A 16,416-nucleotide genomic window follows, 5' to 3' on the forward strand; every position below is an offset into this window, starting at 1 on the left:
GCAATCCGCCGCCGCGTTCAACGCGGCCCGGAATGAATCACGCCTCCGGCACGATCACTCGTAGCGCAGGGCCACGATGGGATCCAGCCTGGAAGCCTTCCAGGCCGGATAGTAGCCGAAGACGATGCCCACGGTGGCGGAAACGCCGACGGCGGCGAGTATGGCATCCAGGGACAGTTCCGTGGGCCAGTTCAGCAGCACCGTCACCAGGTGGGATATGCCCCGCCCCACGAGAATGCCGACGGCGCCGCCAAGAAAGCACAACAGAACCGCCTCGAACAGGAACTGCTGCAAAATATTCTTTGCCCGCGCTCCGACGGCCATCCGCAGGCCGATCTCGCGCGTTCTCTCGGTCACCGAGACCATCATGATGTTCATGATTCCCACCCCGCCGACAATGAGGGAGATGAGCGCGACGGCAAGAAGCAGCTTGGTCATCATGGTGGCCGTCGAAGCCAGGGTCTTGGTCATCTCCGTCATGTCCCGGACGCTGAAATCGTCCGGCTCGCCGGGGCGGAGCCGGTGCCGCTCCCTGAGCACCTCGCCGATCTGGCGAATGGCGGCCCGGGTCCCGCTCGTCGACCGGATTCCGACAAGGATCTGATCGACGTTGGTGAAGCGCACCGGCAGAGGCGTGTCGAAGGCCTGGGTCGTGGAAATTTCGGGATAGAGCACCACCTTCTCGGTGGGGTACAGGTTGCTGAGCGAGTTGACCTGGTCCGTAATCGAGGCGGAGGAGGTCGAGGCGGCGCTCTGGTTGACGTTGGCCAGGCTCGAGCCGGTCACGCGATACTTGATGGCGGTCCACGGCGCCAGCAGGAGGTCGTCCTGGTCCATGCCCATCATGTTGGCCCCCTTCGGGCTGAGCACGCCGATCACCTTGAAGGCGACGTTCTTTATCCGCACCTCCAGGCCGATGGGATTTTCCCCCTGGAACAATTCGTCCACCAGTCTCTGGCCGAGAACGCACACCTTGCTGGCGTTGCGGACGTCGCGCTCGGTGAACACATCGCCCTCGGCCAGAGGCCATTCACGAATTTCCAGGAAGGTCGGAGTCGTGCCGTAAATGCCGGCGGGCACCCAGTTCCGGGACCCGTGCACCACCTGCGTCCGCGCCCTCACAATCGGCGCGGCGGCAAGCACGGCCGGGCATTCGTTCACGATTGCCTCGCTGTCCTGGGGGGTCATGGTCATGACGCTGCCGCCCCCGAAGCTCACCCCTCCGCTCGCCGCCGTGCCGGGCAGAAGCGCCAGGGTGTGCGCCCCCATACTGGCGATGGTTCTCTGTATGGCCGTGGACGACCCGCGTCCGATCTCCATCATGGCGATGACCGCCGCGACGCCGATAATGATGCCGAGAGTGGTCAGGGCCGCGCGGAGCACGTTGCGGCGCAGACTGCTCAGGGCCGTGTGCAGGGACCGGCGGAATTTGTCCAGGTCCCCTCTCCGCATGGCGGAATGCACCGGTTTCGACTGCGCCGGGGCCGCCTTCGATACCTGGGGCATGTCCCCGACGGCCCCGGATTCCGGCTCTATCACGCCGTCTCGGATGCGCACGATGCGCCTTGCGCATTGGGCGACGCTCGGGTCATGCGTCACCAGGATGATGGTGACCCCCTCTTCTTCGTTCAGTCGCTGGAATACGCGCAGGACTTCCTCGCTGGTGGCGGAATCGAGGTTGCCGGTGGGTTCGTCGGCAAACAGCAGGGACGGGTTATTGATGAGCGCCCGCGCGATGGCCACGCGCTGCTGCTGTCCCCCGGACAGCTGCGACGGCTCGTTGTCGAGATGTTCACCGAGCCCCATGCGCGTCAACAATGCCCCGGCCCGTTCGCGGCCATTCTGATCCGAGACGCCTCCGCCCGCATACGAAAGAGGCATCATCACATTCTCGACCGCGCTCATCCGCGGCAACAGGTTGAAATTCTGAAACACGAAACCGATTTTCCGGTTTCGCAGCGCGGCGCGCTGGTCGGGCGTCAGATCCACCACGTCCTGTCCGTCGAACCGGTAGTGGCCGGATGTGGGACGATCGAGGCATCCCAGGATGTTCATGAGGGTGGTCTTGCCCGATCCCGAAGTGCCCATGAGCGCGACGAAATCCCCGGGGGAAACCTTGAGCGAGATGCCCCGCAGCACGGGCACGTCGATTTCGCCCAGGCGGTATGTTTTGCGAATGTCTTGCAGTTCGATGAGGTCCATTTCGTTTCTTTCCGGAAGCTCGAACCCTCGTCGCCGAATGGTTCGATCACGCCGGGCGGCACGCTCCAGCGGCAGTCACGCCGATTCCCTTCCCCCATATTTTTCAATGAATGCAGGGGAAACACGGATAACCCGCGGCCGGGGGTTATCTTCGGAACAGCTTCGGCGTAAACGGGCTGGCGGGCGTCGAGCCGCCCGGCGTCTCCCTGGGTTGCTCTCCCGTCACAACCTGCATTCCTTCCTTGAGTCCGTTGCCTTCGACTTCCGTGCTTGTCCCGTCGGTCACACCCACGCGCACCGGGATCGGCTTCACCGATCCGTTCGCCAGGACCCAGATCGTGCCGCGCCGCTCCTCTTCCCGGTCCTTTTCGGTCTGCGCCGCGGCCCCGCCGGCCCCGCTTCCCTGCCGGTCCTGTCCCTGCCGGCCCGGCCGATCCGCTTGAGCCGCCTGATCGGGCTCCTTGCTCCACCTCAGGGCCGCATTGGGCACCATCAGCACGTTGTCGCGCCGGCTCAGCATGAATTTCACGTTTGCGGTCAGGTACGGCAGCAGTCGGCCGTCGGAATTGTCCGTGAGGACCTCCACCGTGTAAGTGACCACGTTCTGGGTCATTGCGGCGTTCAACCGCACCTTGCCCACCTCACCCTGAAACACCTGGCCGGGGTAGGCGTCCACCGTGAAGACGACCGCCTGGCCGGGAACGATGTTCCCGATGTCCGCCTCGTTCACCGCAACCCAGACCTGCAATCGCTTGAGATCCTTTGCGATCAGGAACAGGCTGGGGGCATTGAGGCTCGAAACGACCGTCTGGCCGATGTTGACCCGGCGGTCGATGATCACTCCCCGGACGGGAGACCGGATCGTACAGTAGTCCAGGTTCTGCTGCGCTTTCGTCATGACGGCCTGGGCCTGGGAAACTGCATTCTGCGCCTGCAGGATTGAAGCCTTGGCCACTCCCACATTGGCCTTGGCAACCTCATAGGCCGACTGGGCGGCATCGAAATCACTCTGCGACAACGCCTCGGAAGGCCCCAGTTTCTTCGCCCGGTTCCAGTCGCGTTCCGCCTGGAAGAGCTTGGCCTGCATCTGCACGAGGTCGGCCTCGGCCCGGATCACCGCCGCCTTGGACTGCTCGACCTGTGCCTTGGTCGTGGCGACGTCGGCGGCGTATAGGGAGCTGTCGATTCGAGCCAGAACCATCCCCTGCTCGACGATCGAGCCGTAGTCGATGGTCTTGCCTGAACCGTCCTGTCCGAATTCCAGGATTCTCCCCGCCACCTGCGCTCCCACGTTCACCACTTCTTCCGGTTCCACCGTGCCCGTCGCGCTGATGGTCGCCACCAGGTCGCCCCGCTTCAAGGCGACCGTTCGGTACTGGACCGACTGTGCGTCGTTGCCCTGCGCGAGCCATGATGCCAGGTAACCCACGACGGCCAGTACGATCAATCCGAGAACACCCCGCTTGACGTAACGTCTCATCTCGAAGTTCCCTCTTCCCTCCAGGCGTCAACTTGCACCGCCGGCCCCCGCAGCCGGGAACGCCGGTTTGCCGGAACACGCCGACGACTACCGGCTTCGATAAGCCCGCAAACCCCCGAGCGGCCAAAACTCACAATTGGTAAGTCCGTCCATTGCCGCTCAAGGTTACATTTATCCCCGAATATTTTGCAAAACAAATCCGTCGGCGCTGCACAACCTCGGCATCCCGAGGGAGAGACTCCTCGAAGGGCTCGCCCCCATGCACCTTTGTTCTCCACCAAGGCTGGAATCCGGTGTGTTTCCTGATTGGCCGGCAAAGGTTATCTCCGAAAGACACCGAACCGGGACACGCTTGCGATGCCGGGACGGAACGACATCCCGGAATATAAGTCTATCCTCAAAGCGACGGCAAGCAAAGGCCCCGCGCCCTCTCCGAGGCGTTTCCCGGCATCGGACAGGCGGCCCGGTCCCCTCCCTCGCGGGAAAGCGCGGCCGTCACACCGGTGCAAACCGGACACCGGGCAGCCTTCAGGCTCCTGGTTTTCCATTCCTGCAAAGATATACCTCGGGCCGGCACACGTTCAGCTTTTGCTGTGAGCTCCCGGCTCAGGGCTGTTGGAGGAAACGACAACAGGCCGTGCCGTCATTCGTCGAATGACCGCCCGGGATGTGGGGGCCATGGTCCCGTGCTCACTCTCCACCATCGCATTGAACCGATTTACGGCATGAAAATGCTGTGTCCCACCCTGGAATACCCTTTGGACCCTATTATTTTTGAAGAGGCAAGGAATTGTTATCCAGTTGACAACTCATGAGAGCGTGCCCATTTTGTGAACCAAGCCTCGTCTCAGTTGAATACCGTTTCGGAAATCGACGGCGAGTAACGGAGTCCCGCTCCGCGCCGGCAGTGAAGCTCGCCGTAGCCACTATTGTATGGATTCTGTACCCGAACGGATAATCGATGCGCAAATCCGATATTTTCCTGGCCTTCATGGGTGTCAATGCAGCGTTGTCCTGCCTGGTGTGGTTTCACTCCCATGCAGGAAGAAGCGCGGCTCTCGAACGGATTGAATCGCGAGCGCGACTGGTCCGGGCGCTGGAGTTGACCGATCTGTGCCTGTTCACCGAGGCGCGCTACACGAGGCATCCCACCCAGGCTGACCGGCACGCCCCGTTTCAGGACCACCCGGTGTCCCTGGAACATTTTCCGACGGGCTCCCTCATCGGCCCTCCTCAGAGAATGAGGAAAACAAACGATGCGGCACTGGATTGAAAGGCAGCGGAATCTCCTCGATTTCACCTTGTCCTCCCTGTTGCGGAGAAAAGGAAAAAACGTCGCCCTGGCACTGATTTATACGCTGGTCGTGTTCAGCTTGGGATCGATACTCCTTTTCACTCAGGCAATAAGGAAGGAAGCCTCCCTCGTTTTGCGGGATACGCCTCAGATTCTGGTCCAGAAACTGGTCGCGGGCAGGCATGATCCGATCCCCCTCGACTACGCCGGGAAAATCGAGCGCATCCGGGGCGTAACCGGCGTGAGGGGCCGCCTTTGGGGATATTATTTCGACCCCGCCACCGATGCGAACTATACATTCATGGTGCCGCGGGATCACTCCTTCAAGCCGGGCGAGGTCTCCATCGGAAGCGGGGTCGCGCGTGGGCGGTCCGTCCGCGAAGGCGACGTGCTGACCTTGCTGGCATCCGACGGAGAGCCCGTCATCTTCCGGATCAGGGGGATTTTTTCTTCGGAGTCCGACCTCCTTTCATCGGATTTGATCCTGCTTTCGGAAGACGACTTCCGTAGCTTCTTCGGAGTATCGGGACAATACGCCACGGATCTGATTGTGGAAGTGGCCAACCGGAAAGAAACCACAACCGTCGCGGGCAAGATTGCTCAGATCCTTCCGAACACGCGACCGATATTGCGGGACGAGATTCTGCGGACCTACGACGCCGTCTTTCACTGGCGCGCGGGCCTGGCTTTCATGATTCTCTCCGGGGCCGTGCTGGCCTTTGTCATCCTCGCCTGGGACAAGGCGACCGGGCTGAGCGCGGAAGAAAAAAGAGAGATCGGAATCCTCAAGGGCATCGGATGGGAGACTTCGGACATCCTGCTCATGAAGTTCTGGGAAGGCATGGTCATCTCCCTTTCATCGTTCTTTGTCGGGATTCTCCTTGCGTATCTGCACGTCTTTCTCGGTTCGTCCGCGCTCCTCGAACCCATTCTCAAAGGCTGGTCCGTACTCTATCCCGAATTCAAGCTCGCGCCCTTCGTCGACTTTTACCAGGCGGCCACCCTGTTCTTCCTGACGGTCGTCCCATATACGGTAACAACCGTCGTGCCCTCCTGGAGGGCGGCGACGATCGATCCCGATCTGGCCATGAGGTAGCGGGGGAATCCCCCGAATCGGCAAACCCAAAAGGAGGCTGTGATGAAGGTGAAGATGCTTATCGGATTATTGGCGTTATTGGTTCTTTTGTCCGGAACCCCCGTCCCGGCGCAAATGGATGACGACATCGCAAAACACGCGAGCTGCAAATACTGCGGGATGGACCGGCAGAAGTTCGCGCACAGCAGGATGCTCGTCGAATACGAAGACGGCACCGTCACCGGGACGTGCAGTATCCATTGCACGGCCATCGACCTGGCCGTGAACATCGACAAGACACCGAAACTCATCCGGGTGGGAGACTACGGCACGAAGAAGCTTATCGATGCTGAGAGCGCCGCGTGGGTGATTGGCGGAGACAAGCCCGGCGTCATGACCAAACAGGCCAAGTGGGCGTTCGCGAACAAAGAGGATGCTGCGAAATTCGCCAAGGAGAGCGGAGGAACCGAGGCATCCTTCGATATGGCGATGGAAGCGTCCTTCCGGGATATGTACACGGACACGAAAATGATCCGTGAGAAGCGAAAGATGATGAAGCAGAAGATGCAGCCCGAACAAAAGCCCTGAAAAACAGAGTGAACGATGAAATATGCCTTGATATCGCTGGCGATCCTGTTGGCGTCCCTGCAGGCTGCCGCGGGTGATTTCGTGATGCCCTCGAGCAGGGACAAGTGTCCGGTCTGCGGCATGTTCGTGGCGAAGTACCCCGATTTCGTGGCGGAGATCGTGTTCAAGGACGGGTCGCGTGCATTTTTCGACGGGGCAAAGGACATGCTCAAATACTATTTTGACCTTGCGAAATACAATCCGTCGAAGAAGGCATCGGACATCGAATCGATTTACGTCACCGACTACTATTCCATGCGGGCGACAGACGGCCGCAAGGCCCTGTTTGTGGTGGGCAGCAACGTCTACGGTCCCATGGGAAGGGAGTTCATTCCCTTCGCCAACGAAGAGGACGCGAACGAATTCATGCGGGACCACGCGGGGAAGACTCTCGTGCGGTTCACCGACATTACCCCCGAAATGGTCAAGAACCAGGATTGACGCCGCGGGCTCCCGGGGATTTCGCGGGATCGACCATGTCCCTCCCCGGCAGCCCGTGGGTCGTTCCCGCTCATTGTCGAGGCTCACGCCTCCGGACAAACACCGTGATTCGACTCGACCAGGTGCGCAAAGTCTTTAATATCGGCAAACCCAACGAGTTCACCGCCGTGGACGGTGTGAGCCTGTCGTTGGATTCCTGCAGGGTGACCGCGCTGAGGGGACCGAGCGGTTCGGGCAAGACCACCCTGTTGAGCATGATGGGGTGCATGGCGCGCCCGACCTCGGGCCGGATCATGCTCCTGGACAGGGAAATAACGAGCCTCCCGGAGCGATTTCTCACCGAGATCCGGCGCAAGACCTTCGGTTTCATTTTTCAGCAGTTCAATCTCATCAAGGGAATAACCGTCCGCGAGAATGTGATGCTTCCGGCCTATCCGACGGGCGAGAAGTCCTGCGTCCTCGGAAAGCGAGCGCTGGACGTGCTCGATCTTTTCAACCTGTCGGCCAAGGCGGCTTCGAAAGTGGAGTGGCTCTCGGGCGGGGAAGCGCAGCGCGCGGCCATCGCGCGTGCGCTCATGAACGACCCCGCGGTGATCATCGCCGACGAACCCACCGCACACCTCGACACCCGGCTGTCCAGGGAATTCATGGAAATGATGGGCCTCCTCAGGCAGCGCGGCAAAACCATCCTCATCGCCAGTCACGATCCGATCGTGTACGACTCGGCGATCGTTGACCGGGTGGTGGAAATGAGAGACGGGAAAGTCGTGAGCCCATGATTTTTCACCCGACCATCCTCGCCCTGCTGGCGGGCTCCATGCTGACCTGCGCCATGCTCGTCTACTCCGCCTTTTTCGGGGTCCGCATCCTCAGAAACTGGGACATCACGAGCGGCAGCGAAGTGCAGCTCGAAATGGAACGCAGGACGTACCTCATCTCCACTGTCATGGCTTATGCTCTCGGATTTCAACTGCTTTCCCTCTTTCTGTTCCTCACCGCCGCCGATCATCTCGCCACGATGTTCGTCGGCGCAATGTGCGCGGCGGGGACCCTGAAGGTCAACGACTGGGGATATCCGACCCTTGTGTTCAAAGTCGTGAATGCCTTGCTGTGCGGTCTTTGGCTGATCGTCAACCACGCGGACAACAGCGGATACGACTACCCCCTGATCAAGAGGAAATACGCGCTCCTGCTGATCGTCACCCTTTCGGTGGCCGTCGAAACCGTTGTGCAGACGGCCTATTTTCTCGGCCTCGATCCGGACATCATCACCTCGTGCTGCGGTTCGCTCTTCACGTCCGGGTCGGAAACCATCGCCGCCGGGGTTCTGTCGCTTCCCGAACTGCCGGTTGAAATCGCTTACGGCGCAGCCGTCATCTCCACGTTTGCATCCGGGCTCTGCTTTCTTTTCAAGGAAAAAGGCGCTTACGCGTTCGCCCTGACCTCCGGAATAACGTTCGTCGTGTCCATTCTCGCGCTCATCACCTTCATATCTCCTTACTTCTACGAACTTCCCACGCATCACTGCCCGTTTTGCATTCTGCACGGCGAATACCGATACATCGGGTACCCGCTCTACTCGGCGTTCCTGGCGGGAGGCGTCGCCGGGCTGGGAGTCGGCGCGCTCATGCCATTCCGCGAGGTCGCGAGCCTGCGGGAAATCCTGCCTCGCCTCCTGCGGCGACTTACGTGGACATCCCTGGGCGCATGGCTGGTGTCCCTGGCCATCGTGACGTGGGGTATCGTGTTTTCCAACCTCAAATGAGCCTTCCGGGCTCAACACAGGCCTTTCATGCCCGCACGCGTGCACAACGCAAATCCTGTTGACTTATTATGAGCATATGCTCATAATTGGATCGACGGAGGACGCAGCGTGCCAAGACCCAAGTGCTGCCGCACAATCACCGGAGAGCCGCCCTGCAGGGCGTTCACACCCGCGGGAACAACGGGGCCGGCCCCGAGCCGGGTCGTCCTTTCGGAAGACGAGTTCGAAGCGGTCCGGCTGGCCGATTTCGAGGGACTCTACCAGGAGGAAGCCGCCGAAAGGATGGGCGTCTCGCGACAGACCTTCGGGAGGATCGTCGGGGCGGCCAGAGCCAAGATCGCCCGGGTCCTGGTGGAAGGCCTGGCGCTGTCCATCGGGGGTGGCGGCGGGACGGGTATCGCGCCCTCAAGGAGCTACATGTGCCGGCTCTGCCGGCACACCTGGGACATGCCTTCCGAGACGGATTCGCCGGCGGAATGCCCGGCCTGCCGGGGCAGAAATCTTTTTCGTTGCGGCGCCTCATTGGAGACCGCGGCATCCGGCCGCGAATGCTGTCCCCGCGAGCGGAAGGCAACCTGAGCATCCGGTGAAGCCGCAACCCGGCAAACCGTCTTGAGCAGGGAGCGCTCCCGTTACAATTGCAGTATTTTGGCCGAGCTTTACTCGGCGGGAGCTCGCAGGTTCCTGCCGCGCCGCGGGTTCCCGGGAAACCGGCGATGAGGGGCTGTACTCGCGGGGAAATCGTCGGATTCGGCTCCGCAATGGATTTACTACGCGGGCGGTTGACGGGAGGGGATTGACCGCGGGTTTTGCACGGGCTTTAATGCTGTCTCACGGGCAGACCGTGAGGACATCACTCAACGAGGAGACATTCAGCATGAAGATTTGTTTTCCGACCGAAACGCTCCAGGGAATGGACAGCATGGTTTACGGACACTTCGGATCGGCTCCGGGCTTTGTCATCGTGGACACCGGCACCGGGAGCGTCGAGGAGATCGCAAACGGGGACCTGCACCACGCTCACGGCATGTGCCAGCCGTTCAAGGCCCTGGGTGGACGCCGCGTCGACGCCATCGTCGTGGGCGGTATCGGCATGGGGGCGTTGATGAAGCTGCGGGCCGACGGGATCGTCGTCTTTAGAGCCGTGGAGGGAACGGTTGGAGAGAACGTCGAGCTGTTGAACAACCGGAGCCTGCCGCAGTTCCAGCCCGAGCACACCTGCGCCGGGCATTCCGGCGGCGGCTGCGCCCACTGAGACGCAGGCGGCGGCCTCGCCGGGGAGGACGATCACCATGCGCATATTGCACACCGCGGACTGGCACCTGGGCAGGATATTCCACGGAGTGCACCTGACGGCGGACCAGGCCTTCGTTCTGGACCGGTTGGTGCGGCTTGCGTCGGAAAGCAAACCCGATGTGGTGCTTGTGTCCGGCGATGTGTACGACCGCGCGGTGCCTCCTCCCGACGCCGTGGCCCTGCTCGACGACACCCTTTCCCGGCTTGTCCTTGGCCTTCGGATTCCCGTCATCCTGATCGCGGGCAATCACGACAGTCCCGAACGGCTGAGCTTCGGTTCCAAGGTCCTGGCCGCCCAGTGCCTCCACCTGGCCGGAACGCCCGCCCCCGATGCGACGCCCGTCGTCATCGACGACCGTCACGGGCCGGTCTCCTTTTGTTCCCTGCCTTACGCCGAGCCGGCCCTGGTGCGGGAACGGCTGGACCGCAAGGACGTCGTGGACCACGATTCGGCCATGGCCGCTCAGATCGAATCGGCAAGGCGCCGCCTTCCCGCCGGAAGCCGCGCCGTTCTGGTCGCTCACGCCTTTGTCGCCGGAGGAATCGAAAGCGAATCGGAACGCTCCCTGTCGGTGGGCGGCGCGGCCGCCGTCGGGGTGGAGCATTTCGAGGGATTTCACTACGCGGCGCTGGGACATCTTCACCGTCCGCAACGGGCCGGGGCCGATCACGTCCAGTACGCGGGCTCGCTCCTGTGCTATTCCTTTGCGGAGGCCGGGCAGACCAAGTCGGTCAACCTCGTGGAACTGGATGCCGCGGGCCGATGCGCCGTCGAGCGCATCCCGCTCGCGCCAAGTCACGAGGTCCGGTGCATCCGGGGCGCGTTCCGGGAGCTTCTGGCGGGGCCCCGGGCCGCGGAATCCCGGGAAGATTACATCATGGCCGTCCTGACGGACAAGGAACCGATCCTGGACGCCCACGGGAGGCTTTCCGAGATCTACCCCAACCTGCTGCACATCGAGCGGTCGCACCTTGCAGCCGCCGGCGAAACCGGGGGCGCCGCCCGGGACCACCGCCGACTGAGCGACCTCGAGCTCTTCCGGGCGTTCTTTTCGCAGGTGACGGGCGACGAGCTCACCCCGGAGCAGGCGGAGGCCTATGCGGAAATCGTGGAGAATCTGCGCCGAGCCGAACGGGAGGCCGACTGATGCGCCCGCTCAAGCTCACCCTGAGCGCCTTCGGGCCCTATGCCTCAGAGCAGGTTTTCGATTTCCGCGTGCTGGGAGACCGTTCCTTCTTCCTGATCCACGGACCGACCGGATCCGGGAAATCCACCCTTTTGGATGCCGTCTGTTTTGCGCTCTACGGGGAAACGTCGGGCGGGGAACGGGACGTCCGTCATCTCAGGAGCGACTATGCGAGGGCGTCCACCCCGACCCGGGTGACCTTCGACTTCTCGCTGGGCGAGGCCGTCTACCGCATCACCCGCAGCCCCGAGCAGGAGAGGCCCAGGGCGCGAGGCGAGGGAACCGTCGTGCAGCGCCCGGCCGCCGTTTTGCACGACCGCACCGGGCTTGTCGACGAGTCGCGGGAAGGGGCGCTGCTGGCGGGCCAGTGGACCCGGGTCACCGATCGGATGGAGCAACTTCTGGGGTTCAAGAGCAGCCAGTTCCGGCAGGTCGTGATGCTCCCCCAGGGGCAGTTCCGCAAGTTCCTGACCGCGGATTCCCGCGAACGCCAGGCGATCCTTGAAGTCCTGTTTCAGACCGAAATATACCGGCGCATCGAGGAAGCCGTGAAGGAGGCGGCCAGGGAAATCCAGCACGCCCTGGAAGACCTCGGCAAGAGACGACGGCTGATCCTCGAACAGGCCGCCGTCGAATCCGAACGGCAGCTGGCGGAAGCAATGGAGGGGTTTGCCGCGCGGCTCGAAGCGCTCGGCGGGCAGGTCGAGGCGCTCAAGAAAAGCGAAGCCCTGGCAAACGAAGCGGTGAACAAGGGCCGCGAAATTCGGCGCATCCTCGACGAAGCCGCGCGGGCACAGGCCGAATTCGCGGCGCTGGAAAAACGGAAACCCGAAATAGAGGATCGCCGGGTGAAGCTCGATCGGGCGAGAAAAGCCGCCGGGCTGCGCGGCGTCGAAGCCAACCTGGCGGCGCGGGAAAAGGAATTCGGGGACGCTTCCGTCCGGGTCCGAACGGCCGAGATCGAGATCGAGAAGGCCCGGGCAGCCAGGCAGGCGGCGGAAGCGGCGCTGGCCGGAGAGCGGGAGCGCGAAGGCGAACGCGAGGCGGCTCGGCGCGACGTGGTGCAACTCACCGCCATGATCGACCAGGTCAGGGAACTGGAAGCCGCCCGATCGGACCTGGGCGGAATGAAGGCCAGGGTCGAAAGGGTCGAGAGGCTTCGGGGGCTCAGAGCGGCGGCCCTCGAACGCTGCCGGATCGAGATGGCCGAGGCCGGGGCCGCGCTGGAGGAGACCGAGGCGCAGGCCGTGCACGCCGAGCGTTATCGCCTCGAGGTGCGCCAGGCCGCCGCGTCCTACCGGGCGACCATCCGCTTGAAGACCTCCGAAAAGCACTTGGCCCTGGCGCTCGCCCACCGAAAAAAGACCGAGGCGGCGGCGGGCACGGCACTCGCCGTCCTGACCGACGCCAGAACGGCGCTGGACGGCATGGAAAGGGAATGGTTGGAGGGGCAGGCGGCGATTCTGGCCGGACGACTCGCGGACGGCCTCCCGTGCCCGGTGTGCGGCGCGACCGATCATCCTTCGCCGGCCCGCCACGGGGGTGAACTGCCCACCGAAGCCGCTCACAAGAAGGCGAGAACCCACGCCAGGGAGCTTGAATCGAGATACGAAAAGGCCCGGTTGGAATCGGAACGCGCCAACCTGGAGGTCGCTGCGCTGCAGAGTGCTGCCGCGAACCTCCGGGCCGAAGCCGGGGAGGTTCCCGCGGAGGGATTCCGGGACCTGAAAACCCGGTTGAGGGACGCGTGGGCGAGGTTCAGGACCGCCGTGGCCGCCCGGGCGCAGGTGACGGACCGGGCCGTGGCGCTGAAGGCCGTCGAGGAACGGACGGCAGGGAACGAAAAGCGGTTGCGCCGGCTTGAAAACGGACTGCGCGCGGCGGTGCGGCGAATGGACGGCCAGGCGGCCGTCATGGCCGAGCGGGAGGGAAAGGTGCCCGATCGGCTGCGGGACCTGAAGGCGCTTGAGCGCGCGATTTCGACGGCTCAGAAGCGGCTGCGGTCACTGCTTGACGCACAGGAAGCGGCGAGAGCGCGTCAGGAAGCCGCGGCGGCGCGGGCCGCCGCCTGCGAAGAAACGCTCCGGAACGCGGTCGAGGCCCTCGAATCCGCAAAAGAGCGGGCCGGAAGCTGCCGGGAGGAGCTCCGTCTGCGGCTTGCGGAGGAGGGATTTTCAAGCGTTGAGGACTACCGGGCGGCGAAGCTGGACCGCAAGGACGTCGACCGCATGGAGCGTGAGATTGCGGATTTTCACGGGCGTCACCGGGCGGCCCGGGAGCGGCTCGATCGCGCCGTGGCTGCGGCGCAGGGGCTGGAAACCCCGGTTCTGGAGGAACTGGAACGGAAGGCGCGCGAAGCCTCGGAGGCGCTCCGTTCGGCGATCGCGCGGCACGGGGCGCTCCGCGCCCAGTCCGATCAACTCGCCCGATGGAACGCGGACCTTCACAAGCTGGCCGGGGAGATGGAAGCGGCGCAGAACCGCTACGGCATCGTCGGCCGGATCTCCGAGGTGGCCAACGGCAAGAACGCGCCGGGGCTGACGTTCCAGCGCTTCGTGCTGGCCGCCCTGCTCGACGACGTGCTCGATGCGGCCTCCCGCCGCCTGCGCCGGATGAGCCGGGGGCGCTTCGATCTGCAGCGCTCCCGCGAGAGAGGCGACCAGCGGGCCGCCGCCGGCCTGGACCTGGCGGTCTACGACACCTACACGGGAACCACCCGGCCGGTGAACACGCTCTCCGGCGGCGAAAGCTTCCTCTCCTCCCTCGCCATGGCCCTGGGCCTGGCCGACGTCGTCCGGGCCTACGCCGGGGGAATCCGGCTGGAAACCATCTTCGTGGACGAGGGCTTCGGCAGCCTCGACCAGGAATCCCTGGACCTCGCCTTTCAGACGCTCGTCGATCTTCAGGAGGGCAACCGGCTGGTGGGAATCATTTCGCACGTGCCGGAACTCCGGGAACGCGTCGACGCGCGGCTGGAAGTCATCCCGGGCATCAGGGGCAGCGATGCGCGGTTCGTTCTCTGATGCCGGAGAATGTTCGGGAAAGACGCGGGCGGGGATAAAGCGCGCCCTTACGTACCGATGTGCCTGTCAGATATACAAGGGGAGGGCTTTATGCCCTCCCGCCCAATGCACTCAGCTTGAACGCAACCTGGTCTCTCGCGCCTGCGCGTGGACCGAAAGCTCCCCAACGTCCACGAAGAGCCGCGCGGGAAGTCTCTCGCGCCTGCGCGTGGACCGAAAACGCTTCAGTACAAAGTCCAAAGACTCGCACTAAACTCTCGCGCCTGCGCGTGGACCGAAAACCCGGTTGCGTCGGAATGCAATACGTCACGGGGGGAACGCCCGCCGGGCGCGCCTCACCCTTCCGGATCTAGACCTGCCCCGGAATGCGAAGAAAAGCGTTAACCGTCATCGCGACACAAACCGGAAGCCGCCGGTCCGTTCAAGCTCTTCCGAACCGGAAGCTATATTGTTGCGGCGATGCGCGCTTGTTCGATCGACACCGAGTCAAGTTTATCCGCCTTGTCGTCACGCTCACCTTTGTTCACTCCATAATACTTGACATTTTTGCTTCAATACGTGATACCATTTCATCAATATTCTCCATTTGATTGCCGGTCGGCAATGATTTTCATGTGGTATTCGCTGACCGCTTTAAGATAATTCCATCCAACGTGTACAGCCTATGGCTTCATTCATTGTAAACCGCTTCCAATCGAGAGTCGCACTATTCCACATTCGATGCTCTATGTCGGCTGGTGATGCAGAGAGCAGCCCGTGTTCGATCAATATGAGAGGCAAGGTTTTCCGTTCACTGGGGACAGACATCCCTATGCTGACCAGGAATGGTTAGCGGACGTTTGTGCTTGCTGATAGGTTTGTTTTCTTGAGTCTGTAAATTTTAAGCTTTTTTGTAGCGGGAACCGGACTGTTCCCATGCGGTCTTTACTCTAACGGCAAGATCAGCCGCAGGGAATTTGCGCAGGGGACGAAGGATGAAGGCTCGATTTACGCAAACGCGTCACCGGAATCTCGAAGAGACAAAGCGCATCTCGAGGATCCTCGAGTTGACCCGGATGATCCTGGTCAATCCCCGCCGCTACCTCCGCCGCGACCTGTCATCGCGGTTCGAGGTCAGTGAGCGGATGATACAGAAAGACCTGGAAATCATCCGCCACGGGCTCAGGCTGCTCCTGGCGCATTCGCCCGAAGGGTACTACTTCGAGGAGACCCCCTCCTTGCCGCCCGTGAGGTACAGCTTTTCCGAGGCCCTGGCCCTCCTGCTGGCGGTTCAGGCCGCTCGGCGGCTCGCCGGAATCAGTTCCTCGGATCTTGCGGCGGCCATCGCCCGGCTGGAATCGCTGTTCCCGGCGGAATTCGCCCCTCATTTGCGGGCCGCGGCCGGAGCCCCGGGCATGAGAACCGGGCGCGAACACCGCCAGGAGATGTTGAGGCTCCTGAACCTGGCTCTCATCGAAGGGAGGAAAGTGCGCATCGTCTACGAGACGGCGTCCCGCGGGGGTGAGCGAAACGAGCGCGTGGTGTGCCCTTATCACCTTCTGTCCTATGTGCGTTCGTGGCACCTCATCGCCCGGTGTGAGCTGCGGGAGGCCGTCCTGGTCTTCAAGGTGGACCGGATATCCGAGGCGGAGCTGCTGGAACACCGCTACTCGATCCCGCGCGATTTCAGCGTGGACGACTACCTGGGCATGTCCTGGGGGATGATGCGCGGAGGCGCGCAGGCCCCCGTGGATGTGGCGTTGCGTTTCACCCCGGAGGCGGGGCGCTGGGTCAGCGAAGAGCATTGGCACAAGAGCCAGCGCGTGGAAGTCGAACCGGACGGGCACGTTTTGTTCCGGCTTCACCTGCCGGTCACTCCGGAGTTTGTGAATTGGGTGCTGTACTACGGAAGCCGGGTGGAGGTGGTCACGCCCGAGTCTCTCCGCGAGATCGTCGCGGAAGAACACCAAAGGGCCGCCGGGCTTTACGGACAATCGTGATTCGGCCTCAGGTCCAGGAGAAAAAAGAGGCTGCCGGACTGAAACGG

13 protein-coding genes are annotated in these 16,416 nt (G+C 62.7%); 11 read left to right on the forward strand and 2 right to left on the reverse strand.

Features of this window, described 5'->3' with window-relative positions; genetic code table 11:
- Positions 1-54: 54 nt before the first annotated feature.
- Both SFUM_RS14575 and SFUM_RS14580 read right to left on the reverse strand, forming a co-directional pair.
- Positions 55-2,202: an ABC transporter permease gene (locus SFUM_RS14575; protein WP_011699655.1), complete on the reverse strand. Its 2,148-nt coding sequence runs from the start codon at positions 2,200-2,202 to the stop codon at positions 55-57.
- 145 nt (positions 2,203-2,347) lie between these two features.
- On the reverse strand, positions 2,348-3,682 hold the full coding sequence (locus SFUM_RS14580) for an efflux RND transporter periplasmic adaptor subunit (protein ID WP_011699656.1): 1,335 nt from the start codon (positions 3,680-3,682) through the stop codon (positions 2,348-2,350).
- Between the two features lie 961 nt (positions 3,683-4,643).
- On the opposite strand from SFUM_RS14580, the gene SFUM_RS14585 reads away from it, so the two are divergent.
- The 11 genes from SFUM_RS14585 (at position 4,644) to SFUM_RS14635 (ending at position 16,369) form a co-directional block, all read left to right on the forward strand.
- On the forward strand, positions 4,644-4,955 hold the full coding sequence (locus tag SFUM_RS14585; RefSeq protein ID WP_041440642.1) for a hypothetical protein: 312 nt from the start codon (positions 4,644-4,646) through the stop codon (positions 4,953-4,955).
- Complete coding sequence (locus SFUM_RS14590) at positions 4,939-6,072, forward strand: ABC transporter permease (protein WP_011699659.1); 1,134 nt, start codon at positions 4,939-4,941, stop codon at positions 6,070-6,072. The genes SFUM_RS14585 and SFUM_RS14590 overlap by 17 nt, the downstream gene beginning before the upstream one ends.
- Positions 6,073-6,114: 42 nt before the next feature.
- Positions 6,115-6,639, forward strand: a complete 525-nt coding sequence (locus SFUM_RS14595; RefSeq protein WP_011699660.1) for a nitrous oxide reductase accessory protein NosL — start codon at positions 6,115-6,117, stop codon at positions 6,637-6,639.
- 15 nt (positions 6,640-6,654) lie between these two features.
- Complete coding sequence (locus SFUM_RS14600; protein WP_041440645.1) at positions 6,655-7,119, forward strand: nitrous oxide reductase accessory protein NosL; 465 nt, start codon at positions 6,655-6,657, stop codon at positions 7,117-7,119.
- A gap of 104 nt (positions 7,120-7,223) precedes the next feature.
- Positions 7,224-7,898, forward strand: coding sequence for an ABC transporter ATP-binding protein (locus tag SFUM_RS14605; RefSeq protein ID WP_041440647.1), 675 nt, complete (start codon positions 7,224-7,226; stop codon positions 7,896-7,898).
- Complete coding sequence (locus tag SFUM_RS14610; protein ID WP_011699663.1) at positions 7,895-8,884, forward strand: hypothetical protein; 990 nt, start codon at positions 7,895-7,897, stop codon at positions 8,882-8,884. The genes SFUM_RS14605 and SFUM_RS14610 overlap by 4 nt, the downstream gene beginning before the upstream one ends.
- Before the next feature lie 108 nt (positions 8,885-8,992).
- Positions 8,993-9,463, forward strand: coding sequence for a DUF134 domain-containing protein (locus tag SFUM_RS14615; protein WP_011699664.1), 471 nt, complete (start codon positions 8,993-8,995; stop codon positions 9,461-9,463).
- A gap of 298 nt (positions 9,464-9,761) precedes the next feature.
- Positions 9,762-10,139: a NifB/NifX family molybdenum-iron cluster-binding protein gene (locus tag SFUM_RS14620; protein WP_011699665.1), complete on the forward strand. Its 378-nt coding sequence runs from the start codon at positions 9,762-9,764 to the stop codon at positions 10,137-10,139.
- 37 nt (positions 10,140-10,176) lie between these two features.
- A complete protein-coding gene (locus SFUM_RS14625) occupies positions 10,177-11,328 on the forward strand; it encodes an exonuclease SbcCD subunit D (protein ID WP_011699666.1) in 1,152 nt (383 codons plus the stop codon).
- Entirely contained in the window at positions 11,328-14,390 is a 3,063-nt protein-coding gene (locus SFUM_RS14630; RefSeq protein ID WP_011699667.1) for an AAA family ATPase, read from the forward strand. Before SFUM_RS14625 ends, SFUM_RS14630 begins: the two co-directional genes overlap by 1 nt.
- A 974-nt stretch (positions 14,391-15,364) precedes the next feature.
- The gene (locus tag SFUM_RS14635; RefSeq protein WP_011699668.1) at positions 15,365-16,369 is read left to right on the forward strand and encodes a helix-turn-helix transcriptional regulator; all 1,005 of its coding nucleotides are present in this window, start codon (positions 15,365-15,367) and stop codon (positions 16,367-16,369) included.
- Positions 16,370-16,416 lie beyond the last annotated feature (47 nt).

It is taken from the genome of Syntrophobacter fumaroxidans MPOB (assembly GCF_000014965.1).
GTDB lineage: Bacteria > Desulfobacterota > Syntrophobacteria > Syntrophobacterales > Syntrophobacteraceae > Syntrophobacter > Syntrophobacter fumaroxidans.